General features: G+C 71.0%; 24 protein-coding genes and 1 rRNA gene. 5 read left to right on the top strand and 20 right to left on the bottom strand.

Annotated features, from left to right (window positions below; all coding sequences use genetic code 11):
- Window positions 1-33: 33 nt before the first annotated feature.
- Both HNR20_RS25820 and tyrS read right to left on the bottom strand, forming a co-directional pair.
- A 16S ribosomal RNA gene (locus tag HNR20_RS25820) occupies window positions 34-1,548 on the bottom strand.
- Window positions 1,549-2,192: 644 nt separating this feature from the next.
- Entirely contained in the window at window positions 2,193-3,485 is a 1,293-nt protein-coding gene (gene tyrS / locus HNR20_RS25815) for a tyrosine--tRNA ligase (RefSeq protein WP_184184819.1), read from the bottom strand.
- A gap of 115 nt (window positions 3,486-3,600) precedes the next feature.
- Between tyrS and HNR20_RS25810 the strand changes: the two genes are divergently transcribed.
- The gene (locus HNR20_RS25810) at window positions 3,601-3,975 is read left to right on the top strand and encodes a PaaI family thioesterase (RefSeq protein WP_184189006.1); all 375 of its coding nucleotides are present in this window, start codon (window positions 3,601-3,603) and stop codon (window positions 3,973-3,975) included.
- A 22-nt stretch (window positions 3,976-3,997) separates the two neighbouring features.
- On the opposite strand, the gene HNR20_RS25805 is transcribed toward HNR20_RS25810, so the two are convergent.
- The 5 genes from HNR20_RS25805 to HNR20_RS25785 form a co-directional block, all read right to left on the bottom strand.
- Window positions 3,998-5,335 (bottom strand): hemolysin family protein, encoded by a 1,338-nt coding sequence (locus tag HNR20_RS25805; RefSeq protein ID WP_184184817.1) that lies wholly within the window; start codon window positions 5,333-5,335, stop codon window positions 3,998-4,000.
- Window positions 5,336-5,541: 206 nt separating this feature from the next.
- A complete protein-coding gene (locus HNR20_RS25800) occupies window positions 5,542-6,183 on the bottom strand; it encodes a hypothetical protein (RefSeq protein ID WP_184184814.1) in 642 nt (213 codons plus the stop codon).
- A gap of 9 nt (window positions 6,184-6,192) precedes the next feature.
- On the bottom strand, window positions 6,193-6,693 hold the full coding sequence (locus HNR20_RS25795; RefSeq protein WP_184184811.1) for a GNAT family N-acetyltransferase: 501 nt from the start codon (window positions 6,691-6,693) through the stop codon (window positions 6,193-6,195).
- 53 nt (window positions 6,694-6,746) lie between these two features.
- Window positions 6,747-8,216, bottom strand: a complete 1,470-nt coding sequence (locus HNR20_RS25790; RefSeq protein WP_184184808.1) for a serine hydrolase domain-containing protein — start codon at window positions 8,214-8,216, stop codon at window positions 6,747-6,749.
- Between the two features lie 60 nt (window positions 8,217-8,276).
- Window positions 8,277-8,777, bottom strand: a complete 501-nt coding sequence (locus HNR20_RS25785; protein ID WP_184184805.1) for an ArsR/SmtB family transcription factor — start codon at window positions 8,775-8,777, stop codon at window positions 8,277-8,279.
- A 125-nt stretch (window positions 8,778-8,902) separates the two neighbouring features.
- On the opposite strand from HNR20_RS25785, the gene HNR20_RS25780 reads away from it, so the two are divergent.
- A complete protein-coding gene (locus HNR20_RS25780) occupies window positions 8,903-9,781 on the top strand; it encodes a universal stress protein (protein WP_221309911.1) in 879 nt (292 codons plus the stop codon).
- Here the strand turns inward: HNR20_RS25780 and HNR20_RS25775 are convergent.
- From HNR20_RS25775 to HNR20_RS25760, 4 genes are all read right to left on the bottom strand, one after another.
- On the bottom strand, window positions 9,774-10,409 hold the full coding sequence (locus tag HNR20_RS25775) for an FMN reductase (RefSeq protein WP_184184801.1): 636 nt from the start codon (window positions 10,407-10,409) through the stop codon (window positions 9,774-9,776). The two genes, HNR20_RS25780 and HNR20_RS25775, sit on opposite strands and share 8 nt — an antisense overlap.
- Complete coding sequence (locus HNR20_RS25770; protein WP_184184798.1) at window positions 10,406-11,545, bottom strand: LLM class flavin-dependent oxidoreductase; 1,140 nt, start codon at window positions 11,543-11,545, stop codon at window positions 10,406-10,408. The genes HNR20_RS25775 and HNR20_RS25770 overlap by 4 nt, the downstream gene beginning before the upstream one ends.
- 307 nt (window positions 11,546-11,852) lie before the next feature.
- Window positions 11,853-12,128: a ubiquitin-like small modifier protein 1 gene (locus HNR20_RS25765; protein WP_184184795.1), complete on the bottom strand. Its 276-nt coding sequence runs from the start codon at window positions 12,126-12,128 to the stop codon at window positions 11,853-11,855.
- A 2-nt stretch (window positions 12,129-12,130) separates the two neighbouring features.
- Entirely contained in the window at window positions 12,131-13,216 is a 1,086-nt protein-coding gene (locus tag HNR20_RS25760) for a WD40/YVTN/BNR-like repeat-containing protein (RefSeq protein ID WP_184184791.1), read from the bottom strand.
- 126 nt (window positions 13,217-13,342) lie between these two features.
- Here HNR20_RS25760 and HNR20_RS25755 point away from each other — a divergent pair, with 126 nt between their 5' ends.
- Entirely contained in the window at window positions 13,343-14,224 is an 882-nt protein-coding gene (locus HNR20_RS25755) for a fructosamine kinase family protein (RefSeq protein WP_184184788.1), read from the top strand.
- Window positions 14,225-14,323: 99 nt separating this feature from the next.
- Here HNR20_RS25755 and HNR20_RS25750 read toward each other — a convergent pair whose 3' ends face one another.
- A complete protein-coding gene (locus HNR20_RS25750) occupies window positions 14,324-14,947 on the bottom strand; it encodes a DNA-3-methyladenine glycosylase (protein ID WP_184184785.1) in 624 nt (207 codons plus the stop codon).
- A gap of 107 nt (window positions 14,948-15,054) precedes the next feature.
- Between HNR20_RS25750 and HNR20_RS25745 the strand changes: the two genes are divergently transcribed.
- Window positions 15,055-15,480 (top strand): DNA-binding protein, encoded by a 426-nt coding sequence (locus HNR20_RS25745; RefSeq protein ID WP_184184782.1) that lies wholly within the window; start codon window positions 15,055-15,057, stop codon window positions 15,478-15,480.
- A gap of 415 nt (window positions 15,481-15,895) precedes the next feature.
- Window positions 15,896-16,249, top strand: a complete 354-nt coding sequence (locus tag HNR20_RS25740; protein WP_184184779.1) for an MmcQ/YjbR family DNA-binding protein — start codon at window positions 15,896-15,898, stop codon at window positions 16,247-16,249.
- Between the two features lie 43 nt (window positions 16,250-16,292).
- On the opposite strand, the gene argH is transcribed toward HNR20_RS25740, so the two are convergent.
- The 8 genes from argH to argC are packed head-to-tail and all read right to left on the bottom strand — an operon-like array spanning window position 16,293 to window position 24,819.
- Window positions 16,293-17,756, bottom strand: coding sequence for an argininosuccinate lyase (argH, locus tag HNR20_RS25735; RefSeq protein ID WP_184189001.1), 1,464 nt, complete (start codon window positions 17,754-17,756; stop codon window positions 16,293-16,295).
- A gap of 14 nt (window positions 17,757-17,770) precedes the next feature.
- Window positions 17,771-18,976: an argininosuccinate synthase gene (locus HNR20_RS25730; RefSeq protein WP_184184777.1), complete on the bottom strand. Its 1,206-nt coding sequence runs from the start codon at window positions 18,974-18,976 to the stop codon at window positions 17,771-17,773.
- The gene (locus HNR20_RS25725; RefSeq protein ID WP_184184774.1) at window positions 18,973-19,485 is read right to left on the bottom strand and encodes an arginine repressor; all 513 of its coding nucleotides are present in this window, start codon (window positions 19,483-19,485) and stop codon (window positions 18,973-18,975) included. Before HNR20_RS25725 ends, HNR20_RS25730 begins: the two co-directional genes overlap by 4 nt.
- Window positions 19,482-20,465 carry an ornithine carbamoyltransferase gene (gene argF, locus HNR20_RS25720; RefSeq protein WP_229687333.1) on the bottom strand — a complete coding sequence of 328 codons (984 nt, stop codon included), beginning with the start codon at window positions 20,463-20,465 and terminating at the stop codon, window positions 19,482-19,484. The genes HNR20_RS25725 and argF overlap by 4 nt, the downstream gene beginning before the upstream one ends.
- Window positions 20,462-21,691, bottom strand: a complete 1,230-nt coding sequence (locus tag HNR20_RS25715; RefSeq protein ID WP_184184771.1) for an acetylornithine transaminase — start codon at window positions 21,689-21,691, stop codon at window positions 20,462-20,464. Before HNR20_RS25715 ends, argF begins: the two co-directional genes overlap by 4 nt.
- A complete protein-coding gene (gene argB, locus HNR20_RS25710; RefSeq protein WP_184184768.1) occupies window positions 21,688-22,593 on the bottom strand; it encodes an acetylglutamate kinase in 906 nt (301 codons plus the stop codon). The genes HNR20_RS25715 and argB overlap by 4 nt, the downstream gene beginning before the upstream one ends.
- A 55-nt stretch (window positions 22,594-22,648) precedes the next feature.
- A complete protein-coding gene (gene argJ / locus HNR20_RS25705) occupies window positions 22,649-23,821 on the bottom strand; it encodes a bifunctional glutamate N-acetyltransferase/amino-acid acetyltransferase ArgJ (RefSeq protein WP_184184765.1) in 1,173 nt (390 codons plus the stop codon).
- Window positions 23,818-24,819: an N-acetyl-gamma-glutamyl-phosphate reductase gene (argC, locus tag HNR20_RS25700; RefSeq protein WP_184184762.1), complete on the bottom strand. Its 1,002-nt coding sequence runs from the start codon at window positions 24,817-24,819 to the stop codon at window positions 23,818-23,820. The genes argJ and argC overlap by 4 nt, the downstream gene beginning before the upstream one ends.
- Between the last annotated feature and the right edge of the window lie 107 nt (window positions 24,820-24,926).

The following is a 24,926-nucleotide window of genomic DNA, read 5'->3' as shown; positions in this document are numbered from 1 at the left end:
CCTTGCACCCTTTCAGGTGAAGGTGCTCCTTAGAAAGGAGGTGATCCAGCCGCACCTTCCGGTACGGCTACCTTGTTACGACTTCGTCCCAATCGCCAGCCCCACCTTCGACGGCTCCCTCCACAAGGGTTGGGCCACCGGCTTCGGGTGTTGCCGACTTTCGTGACGTGACGGGCGGTGTGTACAAGGCCCGGGAACGTATTCACCGCAGCGTTGCTGATCTGCGATTACTAGCGACTCCGACTTCACGGGGTCGAGTTGCAGACCCCGATCCGAACTGAGACCGGCTTTTTGGGATTCGCTCCACCTCACGGTATCGCAGCCCATTGTACCGGCCATTGTAGCATGCGTGAAGCCCTGGACATAAGGGGCATGATGACTTGACGTCATCCCCACCTTCCTCCGAGTTGACCCCGGCAGTCTTCGATGAGTCCCCGCCATAACGCGCTGGCAACATCGAACGAGGGTTGCGCTCGTTGCGGGACTTAACCCAACATCTCACGACACGAGCTGACGACAGCCATGCACCACCTGTGACCGCCCCCGAAGGACCTCACATCTCTGCGAGTTTTGCGGCCATGTCAAACCCAGGTAAGGTTCTTCGCGTTGCATCGAATTAATCCGCATGCTCCGCCGCTTGTGCGGGCCCCCGTCAATTCCTTTGAGTTTTAGCCTTGCGGCCGTACTCCCCAGGCGGGGCGCTTAATGCGTTAGCTGCGGCACAGGGAACCGGAGAGGCCCCCCACACCTAGCGCCCAACGTTTACAGCGTGGACTACCAGGGTATCTAATCCTGTTCGCTCCCCACGCTTTCGCTCCTCAGCGTCAGTATCGGCCCAGAGACCCGCCTTCGCCACCGGTGTTCCTCCTGATATCTGCGCATTTCACCGCTACACCAGGAATTCCAGTCTCCCCTACCGAACTCTAGCCTGCCCGTATCGACCGCAGGCTTGGGGTTGAGCCCCAAGTTTTCACGGTCGACGCGACAAGCCGCCTACGAGCTCTTTACGCCCAATAAATCCGGACAACGCTCGCACCCTACGTCTTACCGCGGCTGCTGGCACGTAGTTGGCCGGTGCTTCTTCTGCAGGTACCGTCACTCTCGCTTCGTCCCTGCTGAAAGAGGTTTACAACCCGAAGGCCGTCATCCCTCACGCGGCGTCGCTGCATCAGGCTTCCGCCCATTGTGCAATATTCCCCACTGCTGCCTCCCGTAGGAGTCTGGGCCGTGTCTCAGTCCCAGTGTGGCCGGTCGCCCTCTCAGGCCGGCTACCCGTCGTCGCCTTGGTAGGCCATCACCCCACCAACAAGCTGATAGGCCGCGAGCCCATCCCAAGCCGAAAAACTTTCCACCCCCAGCCATGCGGCCGAAGGTCCTATTCGGTATTAGCCCCGGTTTCCCGGGGTTATCCCAAAGCTTGGGGCAGGTTGCTCACGTGTTACTCACCCGTTCGCCGCTCGAGTACCCCGAAGGGCCTTTCCGCTCGACTTGCATGTGTTAAGCACGCCGCCAGCGTTCGTCCTGAGCCAGGATCAAACTCTCCAACAAAAAATTAGTTGAACAGCATCCTGACAACAAACAAATGTTGCCAAAGGAATCCCAACCAGCCAGCAAAAACTGACCAGTCCGGGGTATAAATCATAATTGGCACTGGCTTTACAAGCACCCTGTTGAGTTCTCAAAGAACAACCACACACCAAACCAAAGCCCCACACTCAGTGGAACCCCGATCCGGGGCTTTTCGTTCTGCGTCCCTAGCGCTTTCCAGCGCCAGGCACTTTTACTACGTTACCCGCTCGTTTCCGCCGTGTCAAACCGGTGTTTCGCGGTTCGTCGTGCTTCACCCGATAATGCGGGCACCATGTCTCGACCGGCTTGCGCCGCTCTCGTCACGGATTCGGCAGGCCGGCCGTCGCGATTTCCCGCGACCCGCCCGGTGCCCTGCCGGTTGGTAACACTACCCGGTCGGTTTCGCGGCACCAAATCCGCCTCGCGGCGTTTCTGGCGGCACCTCCCGGTTCGGGATCCGGTGGGCATGCCCGCCCGACCCCGAGGCCGTTGGCCTGCGCTCCGGCCGTTTCAGGCTTTCGCCTGTTTCGTCCGTTCCGCGCTGGCAGAGAGAAAGTTACGCGTCCGGCGGGATGATCGTCAAATCCGCCGGACGCGTCCCCGGTCACATCGTCGACGGACGGCTATTCACCCAGCTCAACGCCCGCGAACGAGCGTTTGCCACGGCGCAACACCAGGTATCGCCCATGCAGCAGATCAGTCGACGAGACCTCGGCGTCCACCTCGGTCACCCGGTTGTTGTTGACGTAGGCGCCGCCCTCAGCGATCACCCGACGGGCCTCCTTGAGGCCACTCACGAGTCCGGACTCCCGCAGCAGGCCCGCCACATCCGGCAATTCGCCGGAGAGACGCACCAGCCCGGCCTCGGTCAGCGCCGCCCGCAGCGTCTCCGGGGCGAGCTCGTCCAGCGATCCACGCCCGAAGAGCGCCTGACTGGCGGCGACCGCCTGCCGGGTCTCATCGGGGCCGTGCACCAGAGTGGTCAGCTCCTCGGCGAGCGCCCGCTGCGCCAGGCGGGCCGCCGGCCGCTCGGCGGTCGCCTTCGCCAACTCCTCCAACTCGTCGCGCGTGCGGAAGCTGAAGTAGCGCAGGTAGCGGTCGACCTCCCGGTCGTCGACGTTGAGCCAGAACTGGTAGAACGCGTACGGGCTGGTCATCGTCGGATCGAGCCAGACGGCGCCACCCTCGGTCTTGCCGAACTTCGTGCCGTCGGACTTGGTGACCAGCGGCGTGGTGAACGCCTGCACCGGCCCCGCGCCACGTCGCCGCACGTAGTCGACGCCGGCGGTGATGTTGCCCCACTGGTCGGACCCGCCGAACTGGAGCTGGCAGCCGTGCCGGCGGTGCAGCTCGAAGAAGTCGTTGGCCTGCAACAGTTGGTAGCTGAACTCGGTGAAGCTGATGCCCGTCTCCAACCGCGCCCGCACCACCTCCCGCGCGAGCATCTTGTTGACCGGGAAGTGCTTGCCCACGTCGCGCAGGAACTCGACCACCGACATCTCGCCGGTCCAGGTCAGGTTGTTGACCAACTGTGCCGCGTTCTCGCCGGTGTACGACACGAACGGGGCCAACTGGTCGCGGATCCGTTCGACCCAGCCGGCGATGACCTCGGGTGGGTTGAGTGTCCGCTCGGCGCTCTCCTTCGGGTCACCGATCTGCCCGGTCGCCCCGCCGACCAGCAGCAATGGGCGGTGGCCGGCGAGTTGCAGCCGGCGGGCCATGGTGACCTGCATCAGCGAGCCGACGTGCAGGCTCGGCGCGGTGGGGTCGAAGCCCACGTAGTAGGTGGCGCCGCTCCCACCGTCGAGCAGCTCGCGCAGCTCGTCGAGGCCGGTCGAGTCCTGAATGAGGCCACGCCAGAGCAGGTCGTCGGTCAGGGAGTCCCGCCCGGGCGGCGGGAGGCTACTGTCGGTCACGGTCACCGATTCTCCCCCATCGCCGGCATCGACCCGTACCGGGTTTCGCGCAACCCGCCGAGGTTAGGCTTGCGCCCCGTCGATCAAGGAGGGGTTCGCCGTGGAGATACCGGACATGACAGGTGGTTTCGTCGCCCTGCTCGGCCTGAAGTTCGAGGAGGCGACCGCCGACCAGGTGGTCATCAGCTGGCGGGTCCGCCCGGAGCTGCACCAACCGTTCGGCATCCAGCACGGCGGGGTGTACTCCTCGGTCGTGGAGACCGCGGCCAGCGTCGGTGGGGCGCTCTGGCTGGCCGACCGGGGCACGGTCGTCGGGGTGTCGAACCAGACCGACTTCCTGCGGCCCGTCCGGGAGGGCGAGCTGACCGCAGTCGGCACCCCGGTGCACCGGGGTCGTAGCCAGCAGCTCTGGCAGGTGGACATCACCGACGCCGACGAGCGCCTGGTCGCCCGAGGTCAGGTCCGCCTGCAGAACCTCTCGCGAGACTGAGCGCCGGCCTTCTCGGGACGGGTCAACTGCGGGCCTCGTCCAGCACCGGCTCCGCCGCCTGGTCGGCGTCGGTGTCGGTGTCGGCGTCATCGGGTACGCGGCTGACTCGTACCTCGGTGATCGCCCGGTGGTCGATGCCGGCCACCACCAGCACCCAGCCGTCCAGCGTCACGTCCTCCCCGGCGACGGTGGGTATGTGCCCGAGTCGGGCCAGCACCAGCCCGGCGACGGTGGTGTAGTCACCGGCCGGGCGTGACGGCAGCTCGACGCCGATGTCGGGAAGGTCGTGCACCGGGAAGGTACCGGGGAGCAGCAGCGCACCGTCGGGGTCACGGCGAACCGAGGTCACGTCCCGGTCGGTCTCGTCGTAGATCTCGCCGACGATCTCCTCCAGGATGTCCTCCAGCGTCACGATGCCGTCGACGGCGCCGCGTTCGTCCACGACGAGCGCGATGTGCTGGCGCTCGGCCTTGAACTGACGCAACGCGTCCACCACCGGCAGCGAGTCGGGCAGCAGCATCGGGGGCCGGGCGATCTCGTCGACCGGGCGGTCGTCGGGCACCCCTACCAGGTCGCGCAGATGGATCACGCCGGCCGTGTCGTCCAGGCCGCCGTGGCGCACCACCGGCGCCCGGGAGTGCCCGGTGGCGGCCAGCACGAGCCGTGCGGCCTCCGCGGTGGTCCCGCTGTCGAGCGTGAAGACCTGCAACCGGGGTACGAGGACAGCCCGCAACCGCCGGTCGGCGATCTCCACGGCGCCGGCGATGATGGTGCGCTGCTCCTTGGTGAAGCCGTGGTTTCCGGCGACGATGTCGCGCAGCTCGTCCGGGCCGATCTCCTCCGGCTGGTGCTTCGGGTTGAGCCCGACCAGGCGGACCACCAGGTCGCTGGTGGCGCCGAGCGCCCAGACGGCCGGGCGGGTGAGGCTGGCGAGCAGGTCGAGTGGGCGGGCCACCAGCAGCGCCCACCGCTCGGCGGACTGCATGGCGATCCGCTTGGGTGCCAGCTCACCGAAGACCAGGGTGACGAAGGTCAGCGCGAGGGTCACCATCACGATCGCCGCGGTCTCGGCGGCGCCGCCGAACACCCCGAGCAGCGGCACGAGAGGCTTGGCCAGCGAGACCGCCGCGGCGGCGGAGGCCAGGAACCCGGCCAGGGTGATGCCGATCTGGATGGTTGCCAGGAAGCGGTTCGGGTCCTTGGCGAGGCGAGCCAGCACCCGCCCCGCCCGGCTGGTCCGCTCCAACCGCTGGATCTGACTGTCCCGCAGTGACACCAGCGCCATCTCGCTGCCAGCGAAGAGCGCGTTGATCACGACCAGGATCCCGACCAGGGCCAGTTGGCTTCCGTAGCTCTGCACGCCCGGTTCGCTCCCTCTCCGGTGGTGGCACCGGCAGGTACGCGCGGCGCCCCGCCGGTCGGCGAGCCCGCCCGGCGTAGGCGTGTCTTTGCCCCGTGCGGCGCCGGCCGAATCCTGCCCGGCGACGCCACGCCGCAGGGGCGGCCGGTGAGGCAACGCCGCTTGGGCGGCTGACGACGCTACGGCCGTATCGACGGCCGGTGAGGCTACGCCGGATCGGCGGCCGGTGATGCGGGCAGATCGAGGACGTACGAGTCGCCCTCCGGGCGGAAGCCGAGCCGGTGGTAGTACGGGGCGACCATCCGGGGTGGGCTGACCACCCGGTGGAAGCCTCGCTCGGTGAACAGGTGGCTGCGTCGGTAGACGAACTCGCCCGGGGTGAAGTCACGGAACTTCGGGGTCACGTAGTCCAGGTCGATCTGGGCGACGCCGTGCGCCTCGGCGTGCGACAGCACCACCCCCACCACCTCGTCGGCCGTGACCACCAGGAACGCGGAGCGTCCCGTGACCTTCGGGTCCCAGTGGAAGTCAGGGTTGAACCGGGCGATGTCGGCGGCGTGCACCCGCAGCGTGTGCGCGAGGAACTGGTCGCCGACACCGACCTCCACCACCTGGTAGGTCTTCTCGTCGTGGCGGGTGGCGAGCATCCCGCGTAGGTACCAGATGTTGATTGCCGCGAGCACGACGTTGAGCCCGACCATGGGCCAGACCTCGAGCGCGGCGTTGTAGCCGATCAGCACGACGCTGCCGACGAGGTTGAGCGCCCGCAGCCGCAGGACGCGCGACTGCAGCAGCGACCAGACCAGCACCGCGGAGCCGGCCCAGCCGACGAGATCCAACCAGTTCACTCCGCGAGACTAGTGCCCGCCCAGGTCAGGCCCGTCGGCGGGCAGCTCCAGCAGCCACTCCCCGACGTCTTCTCCGCGGCCGTTGGCGTACCCCGAGTCTTCACCGATCACCACGAAGCCGCACTTGCGGAGGACCGCCAGGGAGGCGGCGTTGTCCTTGGCGGTGCGGGCGTGCACCGGTCGGGGCAGCTCGCGCAGCAGAGCGTCCAGGGCTGCGGTGGCGTGACCCCGGCCCCAGCGGGCCGGGTCGATCCAGTAGCTGACCTCGGTCTGGTCGCCGACCGGGAAGGCGGAGACGTACCCGACCACCTCGCCGTCGACCTCGATGGTGCGGACCGTGTTCGCCGGGTTGGTGAGCACCCGGGCCCAGTGCCGGGCGAACTCGCGCCGGTCGGTCGGATCCTTGGGGCCGAACGCTGCCATCCGGTTGGCCTCCGGGTCCTGCTGGTGCAGGAAGAACTCCACAAGGTCGTCCTCGCGGACCGGGCGCAGCCGCAGATCGGGTGTCATCCGACGAGGGTACGCAGTGGCAGTGACAGTCTGGGACCTCTGGCCGGGCGGGCTCACGTACTGACGGCCGCGACGGCCAGCGCGGCGGCGAACAGGGAACTCGCCACCGACAACAGGCGACGCCACGGCACCCGCGCGTCGACCACCGGCAGGGCACGCCACCGGGTCACGGCGAGGGTCGTCGCCGCTGCCGACAGACCGACCCCGAGTGGCCAGAGCCAGGCCGGCACCACCGACCAGTCCCCCATGCGGTGCCCCAACCCGAGATAGGCGAACGCCCATACCGCCGCCGTCAGCAACGTCGCGCGGTCCAGGTCACGGCGGCGGGCGGTGCTGAGCAGGGAGAGGCCGCCGAGAAGGGTGAAGACCACCGCGAGACCAGCACCGAGCCAGACCTGCACCGCCGGCGACGCCTCGGCCTCCTGCGCTGGCAGCCCGAGCAGCCGCAGACCGATCGGCGCGACGTCCATGTCGGTGTTGCCGAGCACCACCACCGCCCGGCCGGTGACCCGCTCGAAGCCGAGGTAGGACCGGAATCCGCCGGTCCCGCCGTTGTGCCAGACCACCTCGTGGTCGCCGTGGCGGGTGGTGAACCAGCCGTACCCGATGCGGGTCTTCCCGTCCTCGGTGAAGCGGGCGGTGGCGGCGTCGGCGCCGGGCGCGGTGCCGGCGAGGGTCCCGGCGGCCAGCCTGCCCAGGTCCTCCACGGTGGACCACATGCCGACGCCGGCCGGCGCGTACCCGGCTCCCATCCAGGGGTCGAGGGGCCGCCCACCCGCTCTGCTGCCCTGGGCGCGGCCGGCCGGCAGATCGTCGGCGCGGGTGGTGGTCACGGTGGCGGCCATGCCGAGTGGCCGGAGCAGCCGCGCCTGCAGCAGGTCGGGGTACGCGACGCCGGCCTTCGCGGCGAGCGCGTGACCGAGCACGGACGGGCCGAGGTTGGAGTAGTGGACCTCGCCGCGCCCGTCGCCGGGGGTGACCCGGTCGGCGGCGCTGCGGACGGTGTCGATGCCCTGCCCGGCGTACGGGTTGCCACCGGAGACGTTGGACCAGAGGATGCGGGCCCAGCCCAGCAGGGAGCCGGGGGCGAGCCGGGGCAGGCCGGCGCGGTGGCTGGCCAACTCGGCGAGCGTGACGTCTCCGGCGGGGCCGGTGACCGTGGGCCAGGTGGCGCCGAGGCGGTCGTCGGGGCGGACCCCACCGGCGGCGATCTGGTCGGCGAGGAGCATGCCGGTGAACGCCTTGGTGACCGAGCCGATCTCGAACGGGGTGCCCGGCTCGACGGGCCGGCCGGTGGGGTCCCGATCGCCCAGGCCGGCGGTGCGGATCCGACCGTTCTCGACCAGGGCGACGGCGAGCCCGCGGTGCCCCGCCGGGTCGGGCACGGCCGCTCGGGTGGCCCTGGCCAGGTCTGGATCACCGGTGGCGTGCGGGCCGAGTCGGGCCACCCGGGGCATCAGCGCGACCCCGACGAGGACTGCGGCCAGTGCGACGACGAGAGCGGTGACGGTCGTCCTGCGCATGGTGCTCCTTCCGGTTCCACCGTGGTGGTGGCTCGGGCGACCGGCGCTTCGGGTGCGGGATCAGCGGCCGGCGGCGGTGAGGATGGCCAGCAGCGGCACCACGCGTTCGGCGGGAACCGCGTAGCGGCCTCGGCCGACGCTGCGCAGCCAACCGGCAGCGGTGATCTGACGCAGGTGATGGTGAAGTTGGCCGGTGGTGCCCAGCTCCTCGATCTCGGCGAGCTCGCTGGTGCTCTGCCGACCGCCGAGGACCTCCCGCAGCAGCCGCAGCCGCACCGGGTGGGCCAGCGCGGAGAGTGTGCTGGCCAGCTCCGTCCAGTCGGCGGCGAGCACGTCGTCGACGGTGCGGCCGTACTGCCAGTCGTAGTGCTGGTCCGCGACGCGGACGGTGCCGGTGTAGAGGACCGCGCCCGCGCCGTCGGGCGGCAGTCGTTGCTTGAGTCCGTCGAGGGCCCAGAAGGTGCCCTCGGCGGCGGGCGGCTCTGGCGGTGCCGACGATCGCTCGGTCAGCGCGGCGACCTGCGTCTCGAGCGCGGCGAGCCGCTCCTCCACTGTGCTCATACGACGATAGTACGAACATACGTACTTTCGTGCAAGCGCCGCGTCGGGTGCTGACTCGGCGGCGCGTCCGGCGCCGGGGCGGGGGTGCGCGGTCGACAATGACCGGACCGACCCAGGGAGTGCCGATGAATCGACCCGTCGTGGTGGGCGTGGACGGATCGCCGTCCAGCCTCGTCGCCGCGGAGCACGCGGCCAGCGCCGCCCTGCTCCGGTCCCGCCCGCTGCTCCTGGTGCACGGCTACCTGCATCCGCGCGGCTACGGCGTGCCGGTCAACCCGTACGACATCGGGGTGCCGGTGCCCTCCGAGGAGGCGCAGAAGATGTTGGAACGCACGGCGGCCGACCTGGCTGACCGGTGGCCCGGCCTGGTCGTCGAGGTGCGCCAGGTCGCCGGTGGTCCCGGCATCACGATGGTCGAGGAGTCCCGCGGGGCGGAGTTGGTCGTGGTGGGCAGTCGAGGGCTGGGCGGGTTCGCCGGTCTGCTGCTCGGCTCGGTCGGCGCGCAGGTGGCCGCGCACGCGCACTGCCCGGTGCTGGTGGTCCGCCCGGATGCGCCGCCGATCCCGATGGACGCCCCGGTGCTGGTCGGCGTCGACGGGTCCGAGTCGTCCCGGCTCGCCGTGGGCTACGGCGGCGACGAGGCAGCGCTACGGGACGTGCCGCTGGTGCTGGTGCACGTGGGCCCACCGAACGGGCACCGGGCGGTGCCGGAGGAGATCGAGGAGTCGCAGGCCGCGTACCAGGCCGAGGCGGTGCGGCTGCTGGCCGACGCCTCCACCACAGTGCGCGCCGCGCACCCCGACCTGGTGGTGCGCGAGCATCCGGTCCGGGCAGCCGGCGCGGCCCAGGGGCTCATCGAGGCCAGCGGCACGGCGTCGCTGCTGGTCGTGGGCACCCGGGGCCGGGCCGGCTTCACCGGTCTGCTGCTCGGCTCGGTCAGCCAGGCGGTGATCCAGCACGCGCACTGCCCGGTGCTGGTCGCCCACCCGCACCCGGTCAGCTGACCGCGGCGTCCCCGCCCCGGCCGAGCATCTGGAGGAAATCGGTGGTGAGGGCGAACGGGTCGGCGGGGCCACTGGCCGGCGGCCGACGCTCGATCTGGTCGGTCAGCTCGCCGGCGGCGCGGCGAATCCGAGCACGCAACGCGCCGTCGGCGGTGCCATCCGCCCAGTCCTCCGGGGCGGCGAAGACCGCGGTCGGGACCACCACCGCCCGCAGGTAGGCGAACATCGGACGGACGGCGTGCTCCAGGGCGAGGGAGTGTCGCGCGGTGCCGCCGGTGGCCCCGATCAGCACTGGCCGGTCGACCAGCGACTCGGCGTCCAACACGTCGAAGAAGGACTTGAACAGGCCGTTGTAGGAAGCGCTGAAGATCGGGGTGACGGCGATGATCCCGTCCGCCCCGGTCACCGCGTCGATGGCCTCGCGCAGCGCTGCCGGCGGAAACCCGGTGAGCATGTTGTTCACCACGTCGTGGGCGTACTCCCGCAGGTCGACGACGTGCAGCTCCACCTCAGAGCCGCGCCGGACCAGCTCGTCGCGGGTAGCCGCGGCGAGTTGGTCGGCGAGCAGCCGGGTCGACGACGGCTGACTCAGCCCCGCCGAGACCACAGCCAGGGTGCGGTGGGTCATCGGGCCACCTCCGGCGCCTTGCCCGTCACGTCGTCGACGGCGTGGACGGTGCTGTCCTTGGCGCCGCCGGCCGCGGCGACCATCGAGGCGTGGGTCGGCGCCTCCGGCACGTGCGCCGGGCGCAGCGCGGCGAACTCCTTGCGCAGCACCGGCACGACCTCCTCGCCGAGCAGGTCGAGCTGCTCCAGCACGGTCTTCAGGGGCAGGCCCGCGTGGTCCATCAGGAACAGCTGCCGCTGGTAGTCGCCGACGTACTCGCGGAAGCCCAGCGTGCGGTCGATGACCTGCTGCGGGCTGCCCACGGTCAGCGGCGTCTCCCGGGTGAACTCCTCCAGCGACGGCCCGTGCCCGTAGACCGGGGCGTTGTCGAAGTACGGCCGGAACTCCCGGACCGCGTCCTGCGAGTTGCGCCGCATGAACACCTGACCGCCGAGGCCGACGATGGCCTGGTCGGCGGTGCCGTGGCCGTAGTGCGCGTACCGCTGGCGGTAGAGCTGGACCATCCGCTGGGTGTGCTCCTTCGGCCAGAAGATGTGGTTGGCGAAGAAGCCGTCGCCGTAGTACGCGGCCTGCTCGGCGATCTCCGGGCTGCGGATCGAGCCGTGCCAGACGAACGGGGGCACGCCGTCGAGGGGGCGCGGCGTCGAGGTGAACGACTGCAGCGGTGTGCGGTACTTCCCCTTCCAGTCGACCACGTCCTCGCGCCACAGCCGGTGCAGCAGGTCGTAGTTCTCGATCGCGAGGGGGATGCCGGCGCGGATGTCCTTACCGAACCACGGGTAGACCGGGCCGGTGTTGCCACGGCCCATCATCAGGTCCACCCGGCCGTCGGACAGGTGCTGAAGCATCGCGTAGTCCTCGGCGATCTTCACCGGGTCGTTGGTGGTGATCAACGTGGTCGCGGTGGACAGCAGCAGACGCTCGGTGCGCGCCGCGATGTGGCCGAGCATGGTGGTCGGTGACGAGGGCACGAACGGCGGATTGTGGTGCTCGCCGGCGGCGAAGACGTCCAGACCGACCTCTTCGGCCTTGAGCGCGATGGCGACCATCGCCTTGATCCGCTCATGCTCGGTCGGCTCCCGCCCGGTGGTCGGGTCAACCGTGACGTCGCCGACGGTGAAGACTCCGAACTGCATGACCAGCTCCTCGCTTGTCGAACCGGGTCCTTCGTGGTTACCCGGACGCAGCTCACAACTTATTTGACGACGCAACTATTCCGAACGCGGCACGGCCCGAGGTGGCGTCGGTCACTCCGGGAAACGGACGACCAGCCGGCAACCGACCTCGCCGGCCAGGGACGGGCCGGACGAAGCGCCATGGACCGCCCGCCCTTCAGATCCACTCCATATCCGCGACATTGCGGTATCCGGAGCCGGGACACCGCCACATCGCCGACCCGCACGATGCCGTACCAAGGGCGAACGCGGGTGGCCCGCGGTCGCCTCAGCCGCCGGCGACCGACGGCAACACCTGCACCTCGGCGTCGTCGCCGACGGGGGTGGCCAGACCGCCCGAGTGCCGGCAGTCCTCACCGTCGACGAAGACGTTGACGTAACGGCGCAGCTCACCTCGCTCGTCGCGGATCCGTCGGGCCAGCCGCGGGTGCGCGGTGGCCAGCTCGTCGAGGACCGCCCGCAGTGTCCCGGCGGCGCTCACGTTCAGCCGACTGGCACCACCAGCCTCGCCACGCAGCGGGCCGGGCAGCAACACGGTGACCACGCTCAGACCGCCGCGGCTCGGACGCAGAGCACGTCGGGCAGGTGCGCCGCCACCAAGGACCACGAGTCGCCCTCGTCGCGGCTGGCGTAGACCGAGCCGGAGCGGGTGCCGAAGTAGACCCCACCGGGGGTGGCGTCATCGGCGCACATCGCGTCGCGCAGCACCGCCGGATAGAACGGCCCCTCGGGCAGCCCCACCGACAGCGGCTCCCACTTGCCGCCGGCGTCGACGGAACGGAACACCCGGCAGCGGTGGTCGGTCGGGAACCGCTCGCCGTCGGCCACCAACGGGAAGGTCCAGACCACGCCGCCCCGCCCCGGGTGCGCCACCATCGGGAAGCCGAAGTCGCTGGGCAACCCGTCGGCGATCGAGGACCAGGTGCGGCCGTCGTCGTCGGAGCGGTAGACGCCGTGGTGGTTCTGCGCATACAGCCGTTCGGGGTTGCCGGCGTCCCGGGCGACCTTGTGCACACACTGGCCGAACTCCGGCCACTCGTCGGGAAAGAAGTAGGCACGGATGCCGGTGTTGCCCGGGGTCCAGCTCGCCCCCGCGTCCTCCGAGCGGTAGACCCCGCCGGTGGACATGGCGACCAGCAGCCGGGCCGGGTCACGCGGGTGGGGCAGCACGGTGTGGATGGCCTGGCCGCCGAATCCGGCCTCCCACTGCGGACGGTGCGGGTGGTCCCAGAGGGAGCGGACCATCTCGAAGCTGCGGCCACCGTCGGTGGACTTGAACAACGCCGACGGCTCGGTGCCGGCCCAGACGACGTCCGGCTCGTCGGGGTTGCCCGGCATCAGTTGCCAGACCCGCCCGAGGGAGACGCCGGTGTCGGCCGGGAACGCGACCGGCGCCTGGTCGGGCTCGTCCCAGGAAGCGCCGAGGTCGTCGCTGGTGGCGACGCTGGGCCCGAAGTGTGAGCTGGTCACCCCGGCGAGCAGCCGCGGGGTGGCGCGACGGGTGTCGACCGCGACCGCGTAGACGCCGTTCATCGGGAAGTGCGGGCCGGTGATCTCCCAGCTGTGCCGGTCATCGGTGCTGGTGGCGAGAAACAATCCTTTGGCGGTGCCGATCGCGAGCAGCGTTGCCATAACGTCCTCCGAACCATCCTTGGGCAGATCCAGTGATTATGGCCACACCCACCGACACAATCGCGCGCTCACACCTCGACGGCCGCTGCCCCTCCGCTCGAACCGTCGAACTCCTACGATCGCGGGATGCGCTCGGCGACGTTCCTGCGGGAGTGCCTGCTCCGGGCCGGGATGCGCGATGTCGTCACCGTGGAACCGGCGACGGGAGGGCTCGCGGCGCTCGCGGGCATCGCCACCCGCCGGGACGCGCCGCCGGTGTTCGTCAAGGCCTTCACCGACGCGCCGACCGACGACGTCTTCGTCGCGGAGGCCGAAGGGCTGACCGCCCTACGCGAGCTCGGCGGCGTGGCGACACCCGAGGTGATCCTGGCCGGCCGAGAGCTGCTTGTCCTGTCGGTGCTGCGCCCGCAGCCGCGCGGCGAGACCTTCTGGGAACAGTGCGCACACGCGCTCGCCCGCATGCACATGAGCACGACCCATCCCCGCTTCGGATGGCACCGCGACAACTGGCTGGGCCGCCGCCGCCAGATCAATGCGTGGGAGGACGACGGCTTCACGTTCTTCGCACAACACCGGCTGCTGCGGTGGCTCAGGCAGCCCCGCGTCGAGGCGGCACTCGATTCCGCGGACCGGGCGGCGCTGGAACGGCTGTGTCACCGCCTGCCCGACCTGCTGCCGGACCGGCCGGCCTGCCTGACGCACGGCGACCTGTGGGCACAGAACATCCTGGCCACCCCCGACGGGCGGCCCGCGCTGATCGACCCGGCCGTGTCCTACCTGTGGGCCGAGGTCGACCTCGCCCATGTGTGGTCCACCTCGCCCCCGCCCGAGGCGCGACGGTTCTTCGAGGTCTATGCGGAGCTGACTTCGCTCGACAGCGACTGGCGGGCCCGCATGTCGATCGTCCAACTGCGACAACACCTCGCCGTACTGGCCCAGTTCGACGACGACTGGGGCGCGGCGGACCAGATCCGTGCCACCCTTGCCCCGTTCCGGTCGCGAACCTGACCAGAGGCTCGACGGCTGACCGGTCCGCCCCGCCGGGCCCCGCCGGCACCGCCGTGACAAAGGCTTCGGTCTCTGCCGGCACCTGACCGATGAGTTGGACTACCTCGCCGGCTTCCTCGTGGGCCGTCGACGGGGCACGTGGCGCCGGTAGCTACTGACGGTGGGATCGTCGGTGATCCAGAAGCGCCACGGGATGTCATGCGCCGCGGCCACCCCGACCCGCGGGCCGGCAGAGATGGCCGACCGCGGGACCGGGCGCGTTGGCGGCGTCAACAGAAGCGGACCGTTGCCGTCGATCATGGATGTGCCATTGGCCGCGGCGGTGATCCCGAGGGCGACCACCAGCCGTGCGGGCCCGCGTGCGAGGTCTCGATCGGGTACGTCCCCTCGGCGCTCGCGGGCGATGTCCACGCCGTCGACGACCTCAGCCGCTCGCAGCAGGACGGCCGCCGCCTCCCCCTCGCCGCCGGACACAATGTTCAGACACCAGTGCATGCCGAACACGAAGTAGGTGTAGGCGTACCCGGCTGGGCCGAACATGACCGCGGTGCGGGGGGTGGAACCGCGATGAGCGTGGGACGCAGGGTCCTCTCCCGTGCCCGCGTACGCCTCGACCTCGGTCAGCCTGACCCGGACGCCCCCGGCAGTGATCTCCCAGCCGAGAAGCCTCTGTGCCGTCTCGGGCACCTGAGCGGCGGGGGCGTGCAGCCACGAGTAGTCCACCGGTACAGGAAACGTCGGGCAACGAGGATCGGCAAGTTCGACCCGCTTTGACCGAGTGGTTTCAACATTATGTTGACAAGGAAGCGTTGATAGGGTGTGCTCGGGGCATGACGACGGACGATCCGTTCACCGCACCTCACCCGGCCCGTGCCCGCGCCCACCGCACCTACGAGGCACTCCATCGCATCAGCGAGCGGCACGCCGGCACCGAGACCCAACGCGGGCGCTGGGCCCACCCGTACGTGCTCGACCCGTGGGAGGCGGTCGCCCTGGTCACCGCGCTGGCCGCGGGCGGAGCCGAGCGGGAGCCGGCAGAGGAGCCGGTCGACGCCGCCGACCTCACCGCCGCGCTGACCCTGCTGCCACACGTCCGCGCCGAGTTGGACGCCCTGGAGGCCGGGCTCTTGACGCTGGCCCGTGACCGTGGGCTGACCTGGCAGGCCATCGCGTACGGGCTGGGCCTGGGCAGCGCGCAGGCGGCCCGGCAGCGTTACGAGCGAGTCGCCGCCCGCTCGGCCGAGCAGACCGACTGACCGCCATCCCGCTGCGGGCTCACGCGCGCCCCGGTCCACCGCCTGCCCCGGTCACCGCCAGAGTCGCCCTCCGCTCCCGCCGACCCGGGCTCGTCGGGACGTCTGGCCGCTGACAACCCCCCGCTCACACCAGGAAGTCGGACGTCTACCCGCGGACAACCGTGCTCGCACCGGCAAGATCGTGCTCGAACATGGAAATAGGGGCCTCCGCCGCAGTTGAGGCCACTAGATCCTGGATCGAGCACGATCTTGCGGAGCGGGCCTAGCGCGCGGAGCGCGCGGAGCGCGCGGAGCGCGCAGGCCGAACCCGCCGAGCAGGCCGAGTTCGCGGAGCAGGCCGAGCCGGGTGGATCGGCACGCCGCGTGCCTACCGGTCGCCGGGCGGGCAGACTGTGCCCACGACGAGGAGGCACCCATGGAGCGCGCGGAGATGCTGGCGTACTGCCTGGCCAAGCCGGGAGCGTGGCTGGACCAGCCGTGGGAGGGCGACGAGGTGGTGAAGGTGGGCAGCCGGATCTTCGCGTTCCTCGGCAACGGCGCGGGTAACCCGACGGTCGGCATCAAGTGCGGGGCGACCCGCGAGGTGGCCGACGAGTGGCTGCACCGGTACCCCGACGACGCCAGCGTGATGGCCTACATCGGCCGGTCCGGGTGGAACACGCTGCGTCTGGACGGCGGAATCGACGGCGAGGAGTTGACCGAGGCGGTCGACGCGTCGTACGACATGGTGGTGGCCAAGCTCCCGAAGCGGGAGCGCCCGACGGCCTGAACCGGCCGTGGCGCCGGCGGCACGCGCCGACGCCACGGTGCCCTCAGCGCGGGACGACCCGCTCGGTGGACCATTCCCGCCAGCCGGCCAGCCGGTCCGCCGCGGCGGCGAGCTGGTCGGCGACCGGACCGGGGCCGGTCGAGCCGGGGGTGGTCCGGGCCGCGAGGGCCGAGCGGACCGAGAGCACGTCACGAACCGACGGGTCGAGGTGCTCGCTGACCGCGGCCAGATCCTCGTCGGAGACGTCCTCCAGCTCGCATTCCCGAGCGGCGCAGAGCGCCACCAGCCGGCCGGTGATCTCGTGCGCGTCACGGAACGGCACGTTGCGCCGGACCAGCCAGTCAGCGACCTCGGTGGCGAGGGAGAAGCCGACCGGCGCGGCGGCGACGAGCCGGTCCACCCGGACCGTCATCGTGGAGATCATTCCCGCCAGGGCCGGGAGCAGCAGCTCCAGGGTGTCGACCGCGTCGAACGCCGGCTCCTTGTCCTCCTGCATGTCCCGGTCGTAGGTCATCGGCAGGCCCTTGAGCATGGTGAGTACGGTCACCAGGCCACCGATCAGCCGGCCGGACTTACCGCGGGCCAGCTCGGCGATGTCCGCGTTCTTCTTCTGCGGCATGATCGACGACCCGGTGGCGAACGAGTCGTCCAGCTCCACCCAGCCGAACTCGTGCGAGGTCCAGAGCACGACCTCCTCGCCGAGCCGGGAGAGGTGCACCCCGATCATGGCGGTGGTGAAGAGGAACTCGGTCACGAAGTCGCGGTCGGCGACGGCGTCCATCGAGTTGGCGAACGACGTCCGGAAGCCCAGCTCCTTGGCCACGGCCACCGGATCCAGGGGCAGCCCGGAACCGGCGAGGGCGCCCGCGCCGAGTGGGCTGATCGCCGCCCGGTGGTCCCAGTCGCGCAGCCGCTCCAGGTCCCGCAGCAGCGGCTGCACGTGGGCGAGCAACCAGTGCCCGAACGTCACCGGCTGGGCGTGCTGCAGGTGCGTCATGCCGGGCGCGGCCGTGTCGACGTGCCGCTCGGCCTGCTCGACCAGCGCCTCGGCCAGCTCCACGAGCCGGCTGGCCACGCCCCGGGCATGGTCGCGCAGGTAGAGCCGCAGGTCGGTGGCGACCTGGTCGTTGCGGGAACGGCCGGCACGCAACTTGCCACCGAGGCTGCCGAGGCGCTCCAGCAGACCGCGCTCCAGCGCGGTGTGCACGTCCTCGTCGTCGATGGTGGGGCGGAACGACCCCGAGGCACACGCGGCCTCCAGGTCGTCCAGGGCGGCCAGGATCCGGCCCAACTCCTCGGGGTTGAGCAGGCCAGCGCCGGCGAGGACCCGGGCATGCGCCCGGGAACCGGCGATGTCGTACGGGGCCAGGCGCCAGTCGAACTGCACACTCACCGACAGTCGCGCGAGCGCCTCGGCGGGGCCGCCAGCGAACCGGCCACCCCACAGGCTCGTCCGGTTGGTGGCGGCGCTGTTCTCGGTCAGGCTCTTGTCGTCCACGTCACCCATTGTGGTTCCCACGATCAGGCACCGCCGACCCGGGCGTCCCGCGCGGACGCCATCCGGCTCGGAAGGCCCCACAACTGCACGAAACCCTTCGCCAGGGACTGGTCGAAGGTGTCGCCGGTGTCGTAGGTGGCCATCCCAAAGTCGTAGAGGCTCGCCTCGGAGCGCCGACCGGTGACGGTGGCCCGGCCGCCGTGCAGGATCATCCGCACCTCGCCGCTCACGTGCCGCTGCGCGTCGTCGATGAACGCGTCCAGCGACTCCTTCAACGGCGAGAACCACAGGCCGTCGTAGACGAGCTCGCCCCAACGCTGGTCGACGCTCTTCTTGAACCGGGCCAGGTCCCGCTCCACGGTCACCGCCTCCAACTCCTGGTGGGCGGTGATCAGCGCGATCGCGCCGGGAGCCTCGTACACCTCGCGGCTCTTGATACCGACGAGGCGGTCCTCGACCATGTCGAGCCGGCCCACGCCCTGGGCGCCGGCGCGCCGGTTCAGCTCCAGGATCGCCTGGTACGGGGTGACCGTCTCACCGTCGATCGCCACCGGCACGCCGCCGTCGAAGGTGATCACGATTTCGTCGGGGTCGCGGTCCTGCGCCGGGTCGGCAGTGTACGAGTAGAGGTCCTCGATGGGGGCGTTCCAGATGTCCTCCAGGAAGCCGGTCTCCACCGCGCGACCCCACAGGTTCTGGTCGATCGAGTACGGAGACTTGGCCGACACGTCGATCGGCAGGCCCCTCTCCTCGGCGAAGGCAATCGCCTTGTCCCGCGACCAGGCGAAGTCCCGGGCCGGAGCGATGATCTTCAGGTCGGGGGCGAGCGCGTTCAGGCCCACCTCGAACCGGACCTGGTCGTTGCCCTTGCCGGTGCAACCGTGCGACACGATCGTGCCGCCGTGCTTACGCGCCGCGGCCACCAGGTGCTTCACGATCAGCGGCCGGGACAGCGCCGACACCAGCGGGTAACGGTCCATGTAGAGGGCGTTGGCCCGGATGGCCGGCAGGCAGTAGTCGGCGGCGAACTCGTCACGCGCGTCGATGACCTCGGACTCCGCGGCGCCACAGTCCAGGGCACGCTGACGGATGGCGTCGAGGTCCTCGCCGCCCTGCCCGACGTCGACCGCGACCGCGATCACCTCGGCGCCGGTCTGCTCGGCCAGGTACGGAATGGCGACGGAGGTGTCCAACCCTCCGGAGTACGCAAGCACGACCCGCTCGGTCATGGTGTGGTCCCTTCAACGGTGTCTTCCCGACGGGCCCAGCCGGCGAGCTTGTCACCGAGTGCGGCCCCGCCGACGGCCTCGCGGGCCACGACGAGGATGGTGTCGTCGCCGGCGATGGTGCCGACGATCTCGGGGAGGCCCGCTCGGTCCAACGCGCTGGCGAGGTACTGGGCTGCGCCCGGCGGGGTGCGCAGTACGGCGATGTTGCCACTGGAGTCGACCCCGTTGAGCAGCTCGCGCAGCAGCCGTACCAGCCGGGCCGGCGCCGCCTCGGCGTCGCGCAGCGGCCGTTGGCCGTCCTCGGGGATCAGGTAGACGGCCGGGCCGTCGCCGCCGCGCACCTTGACCGCACCCAACTCCTCCAGGTCGCGGGAGAGGGTGGCCTGGGTGACGCCGACACCGTCGGCGGCGAGCAGGTCAGCCAGCTCGGTCTGCGACCGGATCGCCCCGTCGCGGATCAACTCGACGATCCGGGCGTGCCGGGCCGCGCGGGTCAGTGGCGCGCTCATTGGAGCTCCCCGATCGTGGTGTCGCCGGCGGTGGTGTCGCCGGTCGTGGTGTCCCCGGTCGTGGTTCGGAGCAGGAACGTCAGCAGTGCCTTCTGGGCGTGCAGCCGGTTCTCCGCCTGGTCGAAGACCGCGCTCTGCGGGCCGTCGAGCACCTCGTCGGTGATCTCCTCGCCGCGGTGTGCGGGCAGGCAGTGCAGCACGATCGCGTCCGGCGCGGCCTGGCCGAGCAGCTCCTTGTTGACCTGGTACGGCAGGAATGGGGTGATCCGGTCCAGCCCGTCGGCCTCCTGGCCCATCGACGTCCAGGTATCGGTGGCCAGCACGTCCGCGTCGCGTACCGCCTGGGCCGGGTCGGTCAGCACCCGCACCGACCCGCCGGTGCCGGCGGCGATCCGGGCCGCCCGCTCCACCACGGCCGGGTCGGGCGCGAACCCGTCCGGCCCGGCGATCCGCACGTGCATCCCGGCCATCGCCCCGGCCAGCAGGTACGACTGCGCCATGTTGTTCGCGCCGTCCCCCACGTACGTCAGGGTGCGGCCGGCCGTGCCGCCGCACCGCTCGCGCACGGTGAGCAGGTCGGCCAGCAACTGGCACGGGTGGAAGCCGTCGGTCAGCGCGTTGATCACGGGCACGCTGGCGCCGCTCGCCACCTCGGCGATCCGGTCGTCGCCGTGGGTCCGCAGCACGATGGCCGCGACGTAGCGGGACAGCACGCGCCCCGCGTCCGCGAGGGACTCACCCCGGCCGAAGTGGGTGACCTGCGTGTCCACGACCAGGGGGTGCCCGCCCAGTTCGGCGATCCCGGCGTCGAACGAGATCCTGGTCCGCAGGCTCTGCTTGTCGAAGAGCACCGCCACCGAGCGGGGGCCGGCCAGTGGCCGGTGACCGAACCGTTCCGCCTTCATCCGCGCCGCCAGGTCCAGGACCGTGGACTGCTCGGCGGGCGAGAGGTCGTCGTCGCGCAGGAAGTGCCGGGTCATGCGGTCGTCCCCGTCGTGGTGGTGGTCGTGGCTGACGTGAGCTCCGCACCGGCCGCCGCCGGGGAGGTCGCGTCCAGGGCGGCGGGCAGCGCGGCGACGAAGGCGTCCGCCTGGGCGGCGGTGAGGATCAGTGGCGGGGCCAGCCGGATCGTGTCCGGCTGCACCGCGTTGACCAGGAAGCCGGCCTCCCGCAACGCCTCGGCGAGCACCGGCGCCACCGGCGCGGTGAGGGTCACACCGAGCAGCAGCCCGGCGCCGCGTACGCCGCCGATCAGCGGGTGACCCAGCGCCTCGATGCCCCGACGCAACCGCTCACCGATCCGCTTGACGTGGTCGAGCAGCCCCTCGTGGGCGATGGTCGCCACCACGGCGAGCGCTGCCGCGCAGCTGACCGGGTTGCCGCCGAAGGTGGTGCCGTGCGAGCCGGGGGTGAGCAGGTCCGCGGCCCGGCCGAAGGCCAGCGTGGCCCCGAGCGGCAGCCCGCCACCCAGGCCCTTGGCCAGCGTGACCACGTCCGGCTCCACGCCCTCGGCCTGGTGCGCGAACCAGTGCCCGGTACGCCCGATGCCGGTCTGCACCTCGTCGAGGACCAGCAGCGCCCCGTGTCGGGCCGTGATCCGGCGCGCCGCGGCGAGGTAGCCAGCCGGCGGAACGATCACGCCGTTCTCGCCCTGGATCGGCTCCAGGATCACCATGGCGGTGGCGTCACTGACGGCCGCCTCGAGGGCGGCCACGTCGCCGTAGTCGATGTGGGTCACCTCGCCCGGCAGCGGCCGGAACGGATCGGCCTTGGCCGGCTGGCCGGTCAGCGCGAGGGCACCCATGGTGCGGCCGTGGAAGCCGCCCCAGGTGGCGACCACGTGGGTGCGCCCGGTTTGCCGCGACAGCTTGAACGCCGCCTCGTTCGCCTCCGCGCCCGAGTTGGACAGGAAGACCCGGCCGGGCCGGCCGGCCAGCGCCAGCAGCAGCTCGGCCAGGGCCACCGGCGGCTCCGCGGCGTAGAAGTTGGAGACGTGCCCGAGGGTCGCGACCTGCTTCGACACCGCGGCCACCACGGCCGGGTGGGCGTGGCCGAGGGCGTTCACCGCGATGCCACCGAGCAGGTCGAGGTATTCCCGGCCGGCGTCGTCGACCACGACGGAGCCGGCGCCCGAGACCAGCGCCAACTGCGGCGTGCTGTAGTTGCCCATCATGGACTGCGTCCAGCGCTGCACCAACGTGCTCATGACACGACCGTCCCGTCTCCCGGCACCACCATGGTCCCGAACCCTTCCGAGGTGAACACCTCTAACAACGTGGAGTGCGCCACCCGACCGTCGACGACGTGCGCGGCGGGCACTCCCCCACGCACCGCCCGCAGGCAGGCCTCCATCTTCGGCACCATGCCCGACTCCAGGTGGGGCAGCAGCTTGGCCAGGTCGTCCGCGGTGATCTCGGAGACCAGGCTCGAGGTGTCCGGCCAGTCCGCGTACAGGCCGGCCACATCGGTGAGCACGACGAGCTTGCGGGCCTGCAACGCGATGGCCAACGCGGCGGCGGCGGTGTCCGCGTTGAGGTTGTGCAGCACCCCGTCCACGTCCGGCGCCACCGTGGAGATCACCGGGATCCGACCAGCCTCGATCAGGTCGGTCACCGCGGACACGTCGACCGACTCGACGTCGCCGACCTGGCCGACGTCGACCGGCAGCCCGTCCACGTACGCCGGGCGGCGCACCGCGGTGAACAGCCCGGCGTCCTCACCGGACAGGCCCACGGCGTACGGGCCGTGTGAATTGATCAGCCCGACCAGTTCGCGGCCCACCTGACCGACCAGCACCATCCGGACCACGTCCATCGCCTCGGCGGTGGTCACCCGCAGACCACCCCGGAACTCGCTGGCGATCCCGAGCCGGCCCAGCATGGCGGAGATCTGCGGACCACCGCCGTGCACCACCACGGGCTTGAGGCCGGCGTAGCGCAGGAAGACCATGTCCGCGGCGAACGTCCGCTGCAACTCGGGATCGGTCATGGCGTTGCCGCCGTACTTGACCACGACCGTCGAGCCGGAGAAACGCGCCAGCCACGGCAGCGCCTCGATCAGCGTCTCCGCCTTGACCTGAGCGCGGGTGAGGTCCTTGCTGAGACTCACCGCGCCAGCCTTCCGTTCGCGACTGCGGGACTCCGCTGCGCTACGTTCCTCGCGCTCACGATGAGTAGGCCGAGTTCTCGTGCACGTAGGCGTGGGACAGGTCGTTGGTCCAGATCGTCGCCGCCGACGTGCCGGCGTGCAGGTCGATCCGGATGGTCACGTCCCGCCCGGTCAGGTCGACCTTCGAGCGGTCCTCGGCAGCCGCGCCGCCCCGGCACACCCACACCCCGTTTACCGCCACGTCCACCTCGTCCGGCTCGAACACGGCGGCGGTGGTGCCGACGGCGGCGAGGATCCGACCCCAGTTCGGGTCGTTGCCGAACAGAGCGGTCTTGACCAGGTTGTTGCGGGCCACCGTGCGGCCCACCTCGACCGCGTCGTCCTCGTCGGCGGCGCCGACCACGTCGATGGCGATCTGCTTGGTGGCGCCCTCGGCGTCGGCCACCAACTGCTGGGCCAGGTCGTGACAGGCCGCGGTGACGGCAGCGGTCAGCTCGGCCGGAGTCGGCTCGATGCCGCTCGCACCGCTGGCCAGCAGCAACACCGTGTCGTTCGTGGACATGCAACCGTCGGAGTCGACCCGGTCGAAGCTGACCCGGGTGGCCGCGCGCAACGCCTCGTCCAGCGTCGCCGGCCCGGCCACCGCGTCGGTGGTCAGCACGCAGAGCATGGTGGCCATGCCCGGCGCCAGCATCCCGGCGCCCTTGGCCATGCCACCGACCGTCCAGCCGCTGCCCCGGGCCACGGTGGTCTTCGACCGGGTGTCCGTGGTCATGATCGCCTCGGCGGCGGCCGGTCCGCCGTCCCGGGACAACCCCTTGATCGCCGAGCGGACGCCCGGCAGCAGCTTCGGCATCGGCAGCCGCTCACCGATCAGCCCGGTGGAGCAGACCGCGACCTCACCGGCGCCGAGGATCAGCCGCGGGCTGACCGAGGTCAGCGTGGCGGCGGTGTGCTCGGCGGTCGCGTGGGTGTCCTGGAAACCGCCCGGGCCGGTGCAGGCGTTGGCGCCACCGGAGTTGAGCACCACGGCGCGGACCACACCACCCTGCACGACCTGCTGGCTCCAACGCACCGGCGCGGCCTTGACCCGGTTGGTGGTGAAGACGCCGGCGACACCGGCGTCCGGGCCGTCGTTGACCACCAGGGCGACGTCCGCGCCACCGCTGGCCTTGAGACCGGCGGCCACGCCGGCCGCCCGGAACCCCCGTGGGGTGGTGACACTCACGGAGCAACTCCCCAGATCGACAGGCCCGTCGTCTCCGGCAGACCGAGCATCAGGTTGGCGTTCTGGACGGCCTGACCGGCTGCGCCCTTGCCCAGGTTGTCCAACGCGCTGAGCACGATCAGACGCCCCGAGTCGATGTCGACGGTGGCCTGCAGGTGACACGAGTTGGAACCCAGGGTCGCCGCGGTGTGCGGCCAGCGGCCCTCCGGCAGCACGTGCACGAACGGCGCGTCCGCGTACGCCTGCGCCAGCACCTGCTGCGGGTCGACACCGCGCGCCGGCACCGCCGTGACCGTGGCCAGGATGCCACGCGGCATCGGCGCAAGGACCGGGGTGAACGACAGCCCGGTCGCGCCGCTGGCCTGCTTGATCTCCGGTACGTGCTGGTGGGTGCCCACCCGGTACGGCGACAGGTCCCCCAGCACCTCACTGGCCAGCAGGTGCGGCTTCGCCGCCCGCCCCGCGCCGGAGGTGCCGGAGGCGGCGACCACCACCACGTCGGCGGGGCTGGCCGCGCCGTCGGCGATCAGCGGCGCGAGCGCCAACGTGATCGCGGCGGCGTAACAGCCGGTGTTCGCCACCCGGGTGGACTCGGCGATCAGCTCCCGCTGGCCGGGCAGCTCGGGCAGGCCGTAGGTCCACTGCCCGGCGTGCGTGCCGCCGTAGTACTGCGCCCAGGCGTACGGGTCGGCCAGCCGGTGGTCGGCGCCCAGGTCGACGATCCGCACCTCGGCCGGGAGCTGGGCCGCGAGGGCCGCCGACTCACCGTGCGGCAGGGCCAGGAAGACCAGGTCGGCGTCGGCCAGGGCCGTCGGGTCGGTGGTGCCGAGCACCAGGTCGAGCCCGGTGAGCTGCGGGTGCACCACGTCGACGCGGTGCCCGGCCTGACTGTGCGCGGTGGCAGCGACCAGATCGAACTCCGGGTGCCCGGCGACCAGTCGCAGCAGCTCGCCTCCGGCGTAGCCGCTCGCACCGGCGACCGCGACTCGGATTCCCATACTCACCTCCGCATGACTATGCAGCGAAGATTAACAGCGGCGAGCTACCGACTGCAACTTAATACAGGCCGCTGCATGGAAATGGAGAGGATGGTGCGGGTCACACC

This window comes from Micromonospora parathelypteridis (assembly GCF_014201145.1).
Classification (GTDB): domain Bacteria; phylum Actinomycetota; class Actinomycetes; order Mycobacteriales; family Micromonosporaceae; genus Micromonospora; species Micromonospora parathelypteridis.
The sequence above is the reverse complement of the archived record's forward strand: the minus strand, read 5'-3'. Positions and strand labels throughout refer to the sequence as shown.

Bases quoted from the DNA above. Each gene is read 5' to 3' on its own strand.
- HNR20_RS25810 (WP_184189006.1), top strand. From the start codon at position 3,601: ATGACAGGTGGTTTCGTCGCCCTGCTCGGCCTGAAGTTCGAGGAGGCG.
- HNR20_RS25795 (WP_184184811.1), bottom strand. From the start codon at position 6,693: ATGACACCCGATCTGCGGCTGCGCCCGGTCCGCGAGGACGACCTTGTG.
- HNR20_RS25790 (WP_184184808.1), bottom strand. From the start codon at position 8,216: ATGCGCAGGACGACCGTCACCGCTCTCGTCGTCGCACTGGCCGCAGTC.
- HNR20_RS25785 (WP_184184805.1), bottom strand. From the start codon at position 8,777: ATGAGCACAGTGGAGGAGCGGCTCGCCGCGCTCGAGACGCAGGTCGCC.
- HNR20_RS25780 (WP_221309911.1), top strand. From the start codon at position 8,903: ATGAATCGACCCGTCGTGGTGGGCGTGGACGGATCGCCGTCCAGCCTC.
- HNR20_RS25775 (WP_184184801.1), bottom strand. From the start codon at position 10,409: ATGACCCACCGCACCCTGGCTGTGGTCTCGGCGGGGCTGAGTCAGCCG.
- HNR20_RS25770 (WP_184184798.1), bottom strand. From the start codon at position 11,545: ATGCAGTTCGGAGTCTTCACCGTCGGCGACGTCACGGTTGACCCGACC.
- HNR20_RS25760 (WP_184184791.1), bottom strand. From the start codon at position 13,216: ATGGCAACGCTGCTCGCGATCGGCACCGCCAAAGGATTGTTTCTCGCC.
- HNR20_RS25755 (WP_184184788.1), top strand. From the start codon at position 13,343: ATGCGCTCGGCGACGTTCCTGCGGGAGTGCCTGCTCCGGGCCGGGATG.
- HNR20_RS25745 (WP_184184782.1), top strand. From the start codon at position 15,055: ATGACGACGGACGATCCGTTCACCGCACCTCACCCGGCCCGTGCCCGC.
- HNR20_RS25740 (WP_184184779.1), top strand. From the start codon at position 15,896: ATGGAGCGCGCGGAGATGCTGGCGTACTGCCTGGCCAAGCCGGGAGCG.
- argH (WP_184189001.1), bottom strand. From the start codon at position 17,756: ATGGGTGACGTGGACGACAAGAGCCTGACCGAGAACAGCGCCGCCACC.
- HNR20_RS25730 (WP_184184777.1), bottom strand. From the start codon at position 18,976: ATGACCGAGCGGGTCGTGCTTGCGTACTCCGGAGGGTTGGACACCTCC.
- HNR20_RS25725 (WP_184184774.1), bottom strand. From the start codon at position 19,485: ATGAGCGCGCCACTGACCCGCGCGGCCCGGCACGCCCGGATCGTCGAG.
- argF (WP_229687333.1), bottom strand. From the start codon at position 20,465: ATGACCCGGCACTTCCTGCGCGACGACGACCTCTCGCCCGCCGAGCAG.
- HNR20_RS25715 (WP_184184771.1), bottom strand. From the start codon at position 21,691: ATGAGCACGTTGGTGCAGCGCTGGACGCAGTCCATGATGGGCAACTAC.
- argC (WP_184184762.1), bottom strand. From the start codon at position 24,819: ATGGGAATCCGAGTCGCGGTCGCCGGTGCGAGCGGCTACGCCGGAGGC.